Origin of the sequence: Rhodococcus sp. ZPP (assembly GCF_017656075.1) — a bacterium.
Taxonomy (GTDB): Bacteria; Actinomycetota; Actinomycetes; order Mycobacteriales; family Mycobacteriaceae; genus Rhodococcus_F; species Rhodococcus_F oxybenzonivorans.
This window is the reverse complement of the sequence record NZ_CP058640.1, coordinates 210,245-223,029: the sequence shown is the minus strand read 5'-3', so window position 1 is coordinate 223,029 and position 12,785 is coordinate 210,245. Positions and strand designations below refer to the sequence as shown.

The 12,785-nt window shown below is 67.0% G+C and carries 11 protein-coding genes and 6 pseudogenes; 5 read left to right on the top strand and 12 right to left on the bottom strand.

Going from position 1 to position 12,785, the window contains the following annotated elements; all coding sequences use genetic code 11:
* Positions 1-16: 16 nt before the first annotated feature.
* The 3 genes and pseudogenes from HYG77_RS36580 to HYG77_RS36570 all read right to left on the bottom strand — a co-directional run bounded on the left by HYG77_RS36580 (position 17) and on the right by HYG77_RS36570 (position 2,957).
* On the bottom strand, positions 17-403 hold the full coding sequence (locus HYG77_RS36580; protein ID WP_208964427.1) for a hypothetical protein: 387 nt from the start codon (positions 401-403) through the stop codon (positions 17-19).
* Positions 404-1,861: 1,458 nt separating this feature from the next.
* A complete protein-coding gene (locus HYG77_RS36575; protein ID WP_208964426.1) occupies positions 1,862-2,236 on the bottom strand; it encodes a transposase in 375 nt (124 codons plus the stop codon).
* A 150-nt stretch (positions 2,237-2,386) separates the two neighbouring features.
* Positions 2,387-2,957: pseudogene (locus tag HYG77_RS36570) on the bottom strand (PAS and ANTAR domain-containing protein).
* 72 nt (positions 2,958-3,029) lie between these two features.
* On the opposite strand from HYG77_RS36570, the gene HYG77_RS36565 reads away from it, so the two are divergent.
* Positions 3,030-3,365 carry a helix-turn-helix transcriptional regulator gene (locus HYG77_RS36565; protein WP_208964425.1) on the top strand — a complete coding sequence of 112 codons (336 nt, stop codon included), beginning with the start codon at positions 3,030-3,032 and terminating at the stop codon, positions 3,363-3,365.
* 675 nt (positions 3,366-4,040) lie between these two features.
* Here the strand turns inward: HYG77_RS36565 and HYG77_RS40340 are convergent.
* Complete coding sequence (locus HYG77_RS40340) at positions 4,041-4,403, bottom strand: hypothetical protein (protein WP_244461574.1); 363 nt, start codon at positions 4,401-4,403, stop codon at positions 4,041-4,043.
* Between the two features lie 127 nt (positions 4,404-4,530).
* On the opposite strand from HYG77_RS40340, the gene HYG77_RS40335 reads away from it, so the two are divergent.
* A complete protein-coding gene (locus HYG77_RS40335) occupies positions 4,531-5,523 on the top strand; it encodes a hypothetical protein (protein ID WP_244461573.1) in 993 nt (330 codons plus the stop codon).
* Here HYG77_RS40335 and HYG77_RS40330 read toward each other — a convergent pair.
* Positions 5,515-5,709, bottom strand: a complete 195-nt coding sequence (locus HYG77_RS40330; protein ID WP_244461572.1) for a hypothetical protein — start codon at positions 5,707-5,709, stop codon at positions 5,515-5,517. The genes HYG77_RS40335 and HYG77_RS40330 overlap by 9 nt on opposite strands.
* 267 nt (positions 5,710-5,976) lie before the next feature.
* Here HYG77_RS40330 and HYG77_RS40325 point away from each other — a divergent pair.
* Together HYG77_RS40325 and HYG77_RS40320 are read left to right on the top strand one after the other, a co-directional pair.
* Positions 5,977-6,437 (top strand): annotated as a pseudogene (locus tag HYG77_RS40325) (site-specific integrase); the annotation flags it as partial.
* A gap of 21 nt (positions 6,438-6,458) precedes the next feature.
* A pseudogene (locus tag HYG77_RS40320) lies at positions 6,459-6,612 on the top strand (IS256 family transposase); the annotation flags it as partial.
* Positions 6,613-6,703: 91 nt separating this feature from the next.
* Here the strand turns inward: HYG77_RS40320 and HYG77_RS36550 are convergent.
* The 7 genes and pseudogenes from HYG77_RS36550 to HYG77_RS36520 all read right to left on the bottom strand — a co-directional run bounded on the left by HYG77_RS36550 (position 6,704) and on the right by HYG77_RS36520 (position 12,101).
* A complete protein-coding gene (locus HYG77_RS36550; protein ID WP_208964423.1) occupies positions 6,704-6,961 on the bottom strand; it encodes a hypothetical protein in 258 nt (85 codons plus the stop codon).
* Positions 6,962-7,125: 164 nt separating this feature from the next.
* On the bottom strand, positions 7,126-7,314 hold the full coding sequence (locus HYG77_RS36545) for a hypothetical protein (RefSeq protein ID WP_208964422.1): 189 nt from the start codon (positions 7,312-7,314) through the stop codon (positions 7,126-7,128).
* Between the two features lie 393 nt (positions 7,315-7,707).
* Complete coding sequence (locus tag HYG77_RS36540; protein WP_244461571.1) at positions 7,708-7,974, bottom strand: DUF5313 family protein; 267 nt, start codon at positions 7,972-7,974, stop codon at positions 7,708-7,710.
* Positions 7,971-9,270, bottom strand: a pseudogene (locus HYG77_RS36535) (SulP family inorganic anion transporter); the annotation flags it as partial. The gene HYG77_RS36540 and the pseudogene HYG77_RS36535, both read right to left, overlap by 4 nt.
* A 145-nt stretch (positions 9,271-9,415) precedes the next feature.
* A pseudogene (locus tag HYG77_RS36530) lies at positions 9,416-10,539 on the bottom strand (phosphoenolpyruvate carboxykinase domain-containing protein); the annotation flags it as partial.
* A 194-nt stretch (positions 10,540-10,733) separates the two neighbouring features.
* Positions 10,734-11,615 (bottom strand): hypothetical protein, encoded by an 882-nt coding sequence (locus HYG77_RS36525; protein WP_208964421.1) that lies wholly within the window; start codon positions 11,613-11,615, stop codon positions 10,734-10,736.
* A gap of 120 nt (positions 11,616-11,735) precedes the next feature.
* Complete coding sequence (locus HYG77_RS36520) at positions 11,736-12,101, bottom strand: metalloregulator ArsR/SmtB family transcription factor (RefSeq protein ID WP_208964420.1); 366 nt, start codon at positions 12,099-12,101, stop codon at positions 11,736-11,738.
* 166 nt (positions 12,102-12,267) lie between these two features.
* On the opposite strand from HYG77_RS36520, the pseudogene HYG77_RS36515 reads away from it, so the two are divergent.
* Positions 12,268-12,398: pseudogene (locus HYG77_RS36515) on the top strand (steroid 3-ketoacyl-CoA thiolase); the annotation flags it as partial.
* Between the last annotated feature and the right edge of the window lie 387 nt (positions 12,399-12,785).

The window sequence follows — 12,785 nt, the reverse complement described above, 5'->3', positions numbered from 1 at the left end:
CACAGATCCGGAAATCTCATGTCCGCCGGCCCGGGCTTCCTCGTGTCCGTTGACAGTCGGGGAACTCCTCGAGCGCCTCGGCCTGGTCTCTTCGGTCGTGGAGCACTGCGTACCTGACTTCGCCGGCGGGTCTGAACACCGTGGACCGTAGCGCGTCCTCGAGCAGATCGACGACCGCCTCGAGTTCGCCCACTCCTCTCAGCCCGACCTGGATTCGGTGGACGGTCCGCTCTCCCACGTCGAGATCTCGATTCTGTTTCCGGTAGTCGGCGGTCTGCTGCGCGGGCGCTTCGCGCGGACCGATGATCTGCCACCGGGTGAAGGTGTCCAGGACCGGCCGGAGCGCGCTGGCGCACAAGAGAGCGTTGTCCCGGCTGCCGACGAGGAGCAAGTCGATGCGCACCAGTTCTGCCTCGGTGAAATCGACCGCCGGAGTGGGTTTCAGATCGGATTCGCCGACAAATGCCGGAGGGGCTTGACGACGGTGCGGCGCATGGTTTCGGCGACGACGACCTCGAACGCGCGATCGACACCATAGTGAGATCGGTGACAACGGATTCATCAAAGCCCCTATGGACGGGGGATTTTCACGTCACTCCACATGAACGTCGGCGTCATCGACTTCGGTACTCGGTCCACGCACCTCAATTGATTTCCCTGCTCGCTCAGGTGGTGGTGCCAGCTGCACGTGCGGGGCCGCCTATAGGTCACCGATACCACGGAGCGAATCAGTTCTGCGATCGCGAACGACGTACGGTCCTCCTCTCGACAGTGTCACGTTTCAGTGCCGCAAATCAAACAATCAATCAGCGATGCGGGACCTACTGTGCGATCAGCTCGGTGAGCCGAACGCTCCAGGAGTCTCCTCAGCGCTTCGTCGTCAGCACGCGCGGAGGCTCATCGTGGTGTGCGCTGGGGTGAATCTCGGGTCGTCGTCGACTCGAGTGCCGCGAGTTCACGGCAGGCGGTCTGAGACATCCTGCGTACAGGGGAAATAGGCTGAACATCCTGCTGTGTCACACTGCCCGACTCGCTATAGATCCGGATCGCGACATGACGCGTTCTTCTGCTCACCGGGCTCTCCTAGGCTCCCGCCGCTCGGACGGTGCCGCGGCTCGGTTTTCCGGTGGGTTCCGGCCGCCGGGCCGGTGTGCCGGTCGGGGCGCGGGGTTACGCGTTCGCCAGTCAGTGCTTCGACAACACCGGCGACATCGTCCGTGGTGAGTTGCCCGGCACGCGTGTGGGCCGGCCCAGGTAACACCTGTGGGGTGGTTTTCTGCATGACCGCCGCCGATCTACTCGGGAATTGTGACAGATCAAGCCTAAGCGGGGCTGCGACGAGCACCTATGCCGAAGCACCGTTTCACGCCAGTGTTTACACACACGACCAGGGAAGTTCACAAGCCGGACGTAGCTGCCGCCGGCGCCGGTGATGGGGCGCGATCGACACACGCTTTCGGTTGCCAGGCTGTCGATTTCAGCAGTCGAGTGCACGGTGTGCAGGAGATTTCCGGGACCTTTGTCTGCGCCTGGCGGCACGATGGCGGTGTGAGCAGTTGGGGTCACTGGGGTGGCAATCGCACCAAGTCGGTCCCCAAATATCGGGGCGGAGCGAAGATGCCGATCCGGACCGCTCATTTCGGTGACGCCCCTGACCGGGCGACCACCTTCTCGGTGACGCCCCTGACCGGGCGACCACCTTCGACGTCGACCATCAGGGAGGGTCGGATGAGCGATCACGGCCACCTACGCGCTCGCGGTTTCCCGCCCAGTGAAATCGACTGGCCTGCCGCCGCACGTCTGCTTGACGGGGTGCCAAGTCTAGTTCTAGTGCTGACACACTCTTACGAAAAATAGGTGATCACCGCGGGTGAGGACGGGTGGGGGTGACCATCAGTGATAGATCCGCGGCCATCGCTTTGAGGACGACGTCCGAGAGTCTGCGTTTGACGAAGTGCTCCATTCCACCGTCACCGCTGGCCTTGGGCGCAACAATGCTCGCGCGTCGGGGGCAGCGGGCCTGGGTGAGCGCGATGCGGTGAATGGCGGCATTGAGCTGACGGTTTCCAGTGCGCGAGCGACATGTCGAGCGTGCTCGGTGACCATACCGGAAGCGGCGCGGTCCCGTTGCGCCGAGCAAAGCGTCCTTGGAGTGGAGTCGATCGACCGGGGCGGTCTTGCCGAACTTCGCCGCGATGAGCGGTCCGCACCCAGGAATCGCCAACAAGGAGGGCACCAGCGCGGGGGTCCGGGAAGTGATCTCACACGCGAGTTCATCGATCTCGAGAGTGAGGCGGCGCAGGTGCTGCGCCTTTCCGTTTATCGAAAACTGGTCGCTCGGCCGTAACCGCGCCCGGCGCTACCCAGCCCGCGGGACCGGTCCCACCTACTCCGGTCGCCGGGCTCCCTCGTGGGCGGTGAGCAGCAAATGGTCGAACCGGGTCCGTAGGTCGGTGGCCGGGTTCGCACCCGGAAAGGCCGGTAATGAGCTGTTCGGCGAGGACGCGGAGCCGGGTGTTGGTGTGCTGAGAGCGCCAGGCGAGGACGCCGAAGGCGCGGTCGGCGGGAATGCCGTACACCAGCATCAGGGCGCCCTTGGCCTGTTCGATCACCGCACGCCACTCGGTGAGCTCGGCGACCGCCTCGTCGACCGACACGTTCACGTCGTCGCGATGCGAGTCGGTGATGTCGATGTAGAAGCCGCTCGTGCCGATCACCGTGCCGGTGTCATCGTGTAGGCGGTCGCCGACGACCACGACGTGGTGGACTGTGCCGGCGGTGTCGAGGATGCGGTGTTTGCTGCTGAACGGTTCGGCATCGTTGATCATCCGGTCCAGGACCCGGGCGACGCGCGGCTGGTCGTCGGGGTGCTTGTGGGAGAGCACCAGCTCGGTGGTCGGTGTCACCGCACCCGGTCGGTAGCCGTGCATCCTGGTGACGGCGTCGGACGATTTCATGAACACCGCGCTGCGCAAGGCACTCGCACCGGCACTCGACCCCCAACATGCTCCCGACGGGAAGGACCACTGATGTCCGCCAAACTCGATTACCGCTGGCACTTGCGCCAAGTCATGGCCGGCCGGGGAATGTTCCAAACGACCGACTTGATCGAGCCGTTGGCGCAGCGTGGCATCGCACTGTCGTCCAGTCAGGTCTACCGGTTGGTCATGGAACGTCCCGAGCGGCTGAGCCTGAAGATCCTCATGGCATTGCTCGACATCCTTGACACCACGATGGAGGAGCTGATCGAGCCCGTTGCCGACGCCCGCTCCGAGCGAAAGCCCAAGGCCAAGGCGGTCGGCGCCGAAACGGGGGTCTGCGGTCTGCGTCCGAAGCGCGCCAGGATCACCGGCGTCGATTCATGACCGGTGATATTGCGGAGCAAACGCTGCTCGACCCGATCGGCACGATCACCCGTCTGGTCGTCGCGGTCGAACCGGTGTTGACCGCCGATCTCATCGAGGACATCGTGATCGGCGTCGCCGGCGGACGGGCCAAGAGCCGCCGACTTGCGCAAACCCTGGCCGCTCGGCCGGCACTACTTCGCGACGGACGGTCACCGGCCCCGCGGGCCGTCGGGGACCTGCTCATCGCCCTGCGCCGCGCCGGTTCCCAAGCTGTGTCGCCGCCGCACTGCGCAGAATGCGGCAAGCAGCTGCGCACCCTGTCCCGACGAGGCGAGCACTGGTACTGCGCCGGCTGCGCCGTCCGGCCCGAACCGTGCTTCTCGTGCGGGAGAACCAGGGTGATCTCCACCCGGGACCGGCAGGGCCGGCCACGCTGCGACCAGTGCCCCGACTCGGACAAGCGTGACCCACTATCGATCCTGACTGACGTGATCGGACGGCTGGACCCGTCCCTGCCCGCGCAGGCCATCTCCGCGGCCACCGGCCGCGTGTTCGCCAGGGCCAATCAGTTACGGCGGCTGGCCTGGGTCGTCAAGGACCAGCCCGGCCTGCTCACCGGCGAGGGGGCACAGGCCCCGATCCCTGGAGTGCTCCGGTTGATCGACCAGCTCTGCGAGCTCGGCGCGGAGAAGATCACTCGGCCCGCCTGTCCACGCTGCCGGCGGGTGGTCCAGTTAGCCAACGACTCGACGGCCAGTGGGTGTGTCGCAGCTGTGTCGCCAAGGCTAGAGCGGTGCCCTGCTCACGTTGCGGCGGCATCCGTGAGCCCGCCGCCCGGGACAACGACGGAAAACCTTTGTGCCCCAACTGCTTGGTCAACGATCCCGTCAACCTGGAGGAATGCGTTGCCTGCGGCAGGCGCAGCCGTGTCGCCACCCACAGCGCGGACGGGCCGCTCTGCGGCAGCTGTCGGCCCTGGAAGCGAATGGACTGCGCGATCTGCGGCCGGACGGTGCCCTGCGTGGTCTCCACCGCGACCGGCCAGCCCTGGTGCACGGCATGTCAGAAGCGCTGGGCCAGCTGCTCTGGTTGCGGCCAGGTCCGCGCCGTCCGCGGCGGCACCGTGGATACTCCGCTCTGCGCGGAATGTCTGTCCTCAGACGCGGTCCCGTGGCCTCCCTGCGTGAACTGCGGGGGCATTGAACGGCTCCGGGTCTCCGGCCGCTGCACCCGCTGCGCCCTCGACCACCGCCTGCGGCAGTTGCTCGACGATGGCAGCGGGCGTATCCGCACCGAGCTGCGCGGGCTGCACGAAACCCTGGCCTCGGCCGACCGGCCTCAGACGGTGATGGACTGGTTGTCGAAGAACACCGCGTCCGCGGTCCTGGCCGACCTGGCCACGGGCACAAGGCCGCTGACCCACCAAGCCCTCGACGAGATGCCCCACAGCAAGCCGCTCGAGCACCTGCGCAGCGTCCTGGTCGCCACCGGCGCGCTGCCTGCCCGCGATGAGCACCTTTCCCGACTCGAACGCTGGATCCACGCGACCCTCGACGAACGCGGCGGGCGCGACGACAGGGAGCTGCTGCGTCGCTACGCGCTCTGGCATCTGTTGCGCCGACTCCGGCAGCGCAACAACGGAACACCAACGACCCACAGCCAGTTCGCCGGAGTCCGACAGCGAGTGCGGGCCGCGATCGCGCTGCTCGACTGGCTCCACGCCCGGGAGGTGACTCTCGCTTCCTGCCGACAAGCCGACATTGACACCAGGCTGACCAGTCCGGACGCCACGCACCTGGCCGAAGCTGGACAGTTCGTCCGGTGGGCCACAGCACAACGCGTCTGCGCGATCGAGTACCCCGCCGTCAGGTGGCACGGCCCGTCCCGGACGCTGGACCACGACGAACGCTGGAAACACGCCAAACGGCTGCTCCACGACGACTCCCTCAGACCCGAGGACAGGGTCGCCGGCCTGCTGCTCCTGCTCTACGCACAGTGGCCGTCGGCGATCAGCAGGCTGACCGTCGATGACGTCGACGCCACCGACCACCAGGTCCGGCTCCGCCTCGGTCAAACGCCCATCACGCTGCCCGAACCGCTGGCATCGCTCACACGCACCCTCATCGCGACCAGGCGAGGACACGCCGTCCTCGGCGAGCAGGGCACCTCACCCTGACTCTTCCCCGGCGGCCAGCCCGGCCGGCCGATCAGCGGCGACGGACTCGGAGAGCGCCTGCGTGGGCTCGGGATCCGCCTCGCCGAAGCCCGCTCCACCGCCTTGTTCCAACTGGCCACCGAACTGCCGGCCGCGGTCCTCGCCCGCACGCTCGGCATCCACATCGACGTCGCCGTCCAGTGGCAACGCGCTTCCAGCGGCGACTGGACCAACTACGCCGCCAACGTCAGCCGCCGCAACGAATCGACTTGATCAGCTCCACCAAACGCGGACCCACACGGCGACACCACCACCACGTCATCGACGTGGTCGCCGAGCAACCCGACCCAGCGATGACCACACGACCCCACAACTCACACACCCAGATCCCGCATAAGCAACGGGCGATCCTCATCCACCGCAGCAAAGCCACAGCAGGCTCGGGGGCATTCAGACAGTTCTGATAACCGACTCCGCCATTACGAATTACCCCGAATACCCTGGCCAAGGCATACAACGACGCCGGCTACTTCGCCCGCAACGTCCGCACCATCGAAGTCCTCGTTGACCGCGACGCGGCGACCTCCGGTGCCGCCGCCGCTGGTGAGCCTTGGCAGCACTACGACCTCGGCCACGGATTCTGCAGCTACACCTTCTTCGAGCAATGCCCGCACCGCATGGCCTGCGCCCGCTGCGACTTCTACATACCCAAAGAGTCCAGCAAAAGCCAACTTCTGCACAGCGAACTTCAGCGCATGCTCGTCAGCATCCCGCTCACCGACGATGAACAAGCAGCCGTCGATGACGGTCAAGCCGCCCTCGAGCAGCTACGCCTCGCCGACGTCCCGACCCCGGCCGGAACAGCACCACGCCAACTGACCCCCACCCCGTTGCCGATCGTCGCTGTCAACCATGGCCGACCAGCACGAACTTGACAATCTTGATTCCACAGAACAACGGACCAATCGGCTCTCAAGTGTCTGTATCTCGCAAACGCGGGCCCTGGACCCGACCGGGAAGGGCAGAGCACGATGGGCAACGAGGTGGAAGCCGGCACTGAACGCATTCGCGATCACGTTCGAAGGCCGGCTCATCCCAAGTGAGAACTAAATCGATGTGCCAGATCCAGATCCACCGAATAACTGATAGTCCCTAGTCCGGAGATCGGCAGGGGGATCTCGTAGTGCCGGAGGTGGGAGGGTCAGCCGCGGGCGAGTCGGCGGACCGCGCCGCGGAGGGCGTGTTCGATCTGGGGCAGGTCGACGTCCTCGCGGGCGGTCACGGTGTCCTGGGTGGGGTTCCAGATGATTCGGCGGTCGATCCCGGTGGCCGCGGCGGCGAGCGCGGTGCTCCACTCGCTCAGGGTCGGTTCGGGATTGTCGACGTCTTCCCAATCGAGAATCCAGAGTGAGAGTGAGTGCCACTGCAGGTCGGTGGCGTCGATGGTGCGGGTCTTCATCGGGTCCTTTCTGTTTGGTGGGTGGCTGGTGGTCGGCGGTCTCGGCGGGAATTGGGTGGTGACCGGCCTCGTCGCGCGGGCGGCGCGCCGGCAGGACAGGGGGTCGGGCACGGGACTGCGCGGGGGTGGTGGACGCGCTCGGTCCGGGCTGCACGGATGCGGATCTACTCGCGGTCCGGCGCTCGCACTGATCGGCGACTCAACCGTTCGGTGATCTGGTCCGGTTCCACCAGTTCGAAGTAGCGCGGATCGGGATTGGTTCGCGCCGCGACGATGTCGCCGTAGCTGACCATGCGGGTCGCAGCGCCGAGATGGATTCTCTCGTGGGTGCCGACGTATCGGAAATGTGGCATGACGATCCTTCCTTGCGGGCGTGGGCGGCGACCGGGCGCACTGCCGGATGGATACGGGTACGCGCCCTTCGCGCCGGCCCAGCTTGAGCGGTTTCACCGAGATCCGGTTCCCGGTTCGCTCGATTCGGGAGGCGCGCACGACCCCGATCGATCCCAGTTCACCGTCACTTCCAGTTTTTCTATTTACGAAGATTAGCAATTGATCGGTCGGTAGTGAACGGGTGCCAGCCCAGGGTCTGGGGTGGCATCCGGGGGTCTTGCGGGATCAGGGGGCAGAGCGGTAGCGGGATTCGTAGGAGGCCTGTTCCTGGTCGAGTCAGCGTTGTTTGTGAAGGTTGAGGAGCGCGGGGTCGAGGCCGTGGCTGACGAGGCGGTGGCGGAGGTAGATGTTCTTCAGGGCGAGGAGGAAGTACACGAAGGGCAGGAACAGCAGCAGGACCACGCCGGTGCGGATGATCCAGGGCCCGGAATGAGCAGCAGGGCCGTGAGGATAGGGATCAGCGGGATCAGGCAGCGGGTGGCGTAGCGGCGGGTGGCGCCGGGGCCGGTGGTGTCGGCAATGACCCAGCGGTGGAACTCGGCGGGCAAGGTGCGGCCCAGGACGTAGCCGAGGCGTTGTCCCGCGGTGGGGACGGTAGTGGTTGCGGGGGTTCCGGTCATGATCGGTCCTCGTTCGTGGTGGAGGTGTAGTGGTGTGCGGGTAGGACGAGCATGCGGGCGTAGGCGATGGCGCGCGGGGTGGTGTCAAAGAGGTGCCGGTCTTCGCTGTCGGTGGTGGTAAACACCCCGAGCGCGGTGAGCGGCCGGAGATGTTCAGGTTTGGCCCCGGAGATCAGAACGGTGATGTGCCGGTGCTCGAGTCTGGTGATGACGTCCTTGAGGACGATCGCACCGGTCGCGTCGATCACGGTGATCCGCGACATCCGCAGGATCACCACCTTCACGTCGGCGACGTCGGCGAGTTCGAGCAGGAACCGGTGCGCAGCGGCGAAGAACAGGGCGCCGCCGATCCGGTACGCGATGATGTGCTCACGGAGCAGGTCGTGTTCCTCGGCCAGGTGGTCGTCGGTTCGAGGGGGACCTGTTCGATGCGGGCGGATCGGGCGACCGCTCGCAGCGCGAGGATCGCGGCGAACCCGACCCCGACGGCCACCGCGGTGACCAGGTCGAAGACGACGGTGACCAGGAAGGTGGCCACCATGACCACGGTGTCGGCGCGGGCGGCGCGGGTGATGGCCAGGATCGAGGCGGTCTCGACCATCCGCACCGTGGTGGCGAGCAGCACCCCGGCCAGGGCGGCGAGCGGAATCTGCGCGACGAACCCGGCCGCCAGATACACGATCGCCGCCAGGATCACCGCGTGGGTCAGCGCCGCGAGCCGGGTGCGGGCGCCGGAGCGCACGTTGACGGCGGTGCGGGCGATCGCCCCGGTGGCGGGCACGCCGCCGAACAGGGAGGTGGCGATGTTCGCCAGCCCCTGCCCGAACAGTTCCCGGTCCGGGTTGTGGCGGGCTCCCACGGCCATCGAGTCGGCGGCGGCAGCAGCGATTCGAGCGCGGCCAGCGCGGCGACGGCGAGGGCGGGTGCGATCAGCGAGGTCAGCTCGCCGAGGTGCAGGAAACTCAGGGTGGGCGCGGCGAACCCGGTCGGAATGGCGCCGATGCGGGCGATGTCGAGGTGAAAGAGTTGCGCGATCAGGGTGGCGACGGCGACGGCGATCAGGGAAAACGGGACGCGGGGGAGGTAGCGGCCGCCGAGCAGGATCGCGACGGCCACCACCAGCGCGGCCGCCGGAGTCAGCAGGGAGGGGGCCTGGGCGAACCGGTGGACGGCGTCGGCGGCGCTCTGCCACACCTTCGCCCCCTCCGCCTCGGTGATGCCCAGCGCGGCGGGAACCTGTTGGAGGGCGATGACGACGGCGATCCCGGCGGTGAAGCCCTCGATCATCGGAGCCGGCGACGACGGCTGTCCGTGGTGTGCGCGCCCGGCGTTGGTCGTCGCCGGCACCGGTCGTCCCTTTTGCCCCCGGCGCCGTCCGAGCCCGACCCGACGACCCCGACCCCGGCCGGTGACGTGCTCCGCCATCGATCCCCAGACGGCGTCAGAACCGCGGTCGCACCCAACGGGTATCCTCGTCGTGGGGCGTTGCCTGGGAGCCCGTGCGGGGCGGGATGTCGCCTAGGTCGAGCGGTGCCAGTCGGAGCTTGAGGGTCCCGAGTTCCTCGCACAGGACGTCGGGCAGTCTGTCGCCGCAGGTCCTCGCGTACCACTCGTCGATCAACCTGGGCTCGGCCACCCATTCGGCCCGGTCGACCGTCAGGGTGGAGGCGATCTTGGTGTGATCGAACTTCAAGCCCGTCAGGCCGAGTGCATCAAGGGTGGACACGAAACCGATCGGAGTCTCCTCAGCTTCGGCGGTGCCCTCGATCCGCCGCAACGCCCACTCGAGGACCCGGGAGTTCTCCCCGAAGCCCGGCCAGAGGAACTCGTCGGTGTCGCCGCGGCGGAACCAGTTGACGTAGAAGATCTTCCGCAACAGCTCCGCGCTGGTTTTCTCGCCGATGTCGGGCCAGTGCTGGAAGTAGTCGCCGACGTGGTAGCCGAGGAGCGGCAGCATCGCCATCGGGCCGCGGCGCACGACACCGACCTTCCCAGTGGTGGCGGCGGTGGTTCCGAGGACAGGGTGGCGGCCAGGAACACCCGTGCCGCCAACTCAATGATTCGGTGACCAGCGGGATGGTGGTGGCGCGGCCGTCGAAGAGGATCGCCAAGATCGGCACCCCGGCAGGGTCGTCCCATTCGGGGGCGACGGTCGGGCACTGGGCGATCGGGGTGCAGTACCGCGAATTCGAGTGCGCGGCCGGCTCTCCGGAGCCCGGGGTCCAGTCCCGCCGTTTCCAGTCCGTCAGATGCGGCGGCGGCGGATCGGTCATGCCTTCCGACCAGATGTCGCCGTCGTCGGTCAGGGCGACGTTGGTGAAGATCGAGTTGCCTCGCTCGATGGTGGGCCATCGCGTGCGGGTTGGTGTGGGCACCGACGCCGAAAAACCCGGCCTCGGGGTTGATCGCGTAGAGTCGGCCGTCGTCACCGAATCGCAGCCAGGCGATGTCGCCGATGGTTTCGGCCGTCCACCCCTCGAGGGTGGGGTCGAGCATCGCGAGGTTGGTCTTGCCGCAGGACGACGGGAACGCGGCGGCGATGTAGTGCACCTTCTGCTGCGGCGCCATTCGTCGTCGGAGCCGTCGCACCACACCACCTCATCCGGTGCGGTGAGGTCGGCGATCTCTTCTACCCAGGACGCGATGCCGGGATGCGCGGTGGGGCGGCGCCCAGACCGGATGCGGCGGAGGTTGACACGATGTTCTCCTCGAGATGCTTTCGTCATTCGAGCGGGCTGGGTTCAACCGCTCGCGTTGGCCTACTGGTGCTGGTTGCTGAACGGCGGTATGTGCCCGATCGTCCTGCCCGCGTGCCGGGCGACGGCCGAGACCAGCAATCGATCGTCGAGGGCGGGCAGTTCCCGATCGACCGGGGTGATCAGCGCCAACGCCCGCACACAGGCGGCCACCACATCGACGGTCAGCGCGGGCACGCCGTGTCCACACACGGCGCTGAGCAGCCCGGGCAGCACCAGGGCGCCATAGGTGAAGGCGTCGGCGGGGATCGCCACCGTGCGACCGGGCGCGGCCCCCTCCGGCGCGCAGCCGGCGAGATCGACCAGCACGTCGTTGTGTTCCATCAACCGGCGCAGCGGAAAAGCCTCGGCATCGCCCTCGTGCCAACTGCTCAGATCACCCACCCCCGAGGCCATCAACACCGGCGCCAGCAACGGCGCCCACGGGGAGTTGGTGATCACGACCCGGCCGGCGCGCGGCGGCACGCCGCGGCGACGCAACAGGGTGATCGTCGCCGCCGCCACCGCCACGGTCAGCACATCGAGTTCCGAGGTGACCAGGGGGCCGCCGCGGTCGATCACCTCACGTGCCACCGCCGCGGAATCCACCGGCCCCAATCCCACCACGAACACCGCGGACACCCCGGTCCCCAGCCCGATGACCCGGTCCGCGACCACGTGCGGGTCGCCCGTGGTCAGGGGAAGGTGCAGCGCGCGCATCGGGGTCCGCTCCCGGATCAGGGCCGCATAATCCTCCATCGCGACCCACGGCGTCCGGGTCCGCGCCGACCCGGACGTGCGCGAGCGGGAGGTGGACACCGCGACGACGGCCACGCTGATTCCGGTCAACGCCATCCCGGGGTCGTCGGGCGGCCCGCTGGCATCACCATCGTGATTGTTCGTCACCCTTGACTTCACTTTCCCGATCGGGCTGAATCTCCGTGCCATTCGTTCACATGAGTACGCACTTAAGAAGATTAGCAACCAACATCTGTAATTGGGGGAGTCCTCCTTGGTGAGCCCCCGTCAGCCCCCGGTCTCGCCCACCAAGGCAGGAGGTTCGGACATGTCCTCGAGCACCTCGGCCTGACCGGCGACCACCCCGGTCAAGATCCCCCGCGCCACCCGCAGGAGCTCGGCGATGCGGGGAGAGGTCAGCGCGTAGGACACCGACAGGCCCTCACGCCGCGCCGTGACCAGCCCGGCCCGGCGCAGGATCGAAAGCTGCTGGGACAGGTTCGCCGGCTCGATCCCCACCTCGGGCAACATTTCGGAGACGGCGTGTTCGCGTTCGCTGAGCAGTTCGAGGACCCGGATCCGTGCCGGATGCCCCAGCGTCTTGAAGAAGTCCGCCTTCATCTGATATAGCGGTTGGCGCGAGTTCGCGGCCATGGCGCCCTCCTGTCGTTCTGTCGGAACCGATCGCCCACGACAGCGTGCCGTGTCGGGATCATCCCACACCCGAATGCCACTTGCGAATCTTAGCAATTTACTGGCCTCTGCTGATATGAAGAACGTGTTCTAGCTGTGACCGTTTTTCTCTGAGAGGTAGTCCGCAATGGGCACACCCGTAATCGTCGAGGCAGTTCGTGTACCCCGATCGGCAAGCGGGGTGGGTGGCTGTCCGGCCTGGACGCAGCGGAGACCCTGGGCGCGGTCCAGGTCGGCCTACCCGAGCGGGCGGGCATCGCACTCCCCTATAAGCAACCTTCAACCCCAAATCCGGGAAAAGGGGCGGACAACAGCTCAGCGCGAGCCCTGGCTACCCGTCGCGCCGCGAGGGATTGGTGGTGGAGGACCAATTTTCGTACCCGGTCGATGTGGCGTCGAACTGGTGATCCGCGACCGGACGTCCGAGGTGATCGATGATCGCGGCGTGGTGGATGTCTTTGTGAGTGTCGACTCCGACGAAAATCTCGAGCCTGACAGCTGGACACAGGTCATCCCTTGGCCACGTGCCGGTCGAGGTTGGGTGGACAGCACAGCGATGGGACTTGGTCGCGTCACCCTCCTGTCAACACCCTGCCCGGCGGCCCGTATCAGGGCGGTCCGGGCCGCACGAGGCCGACACATCAC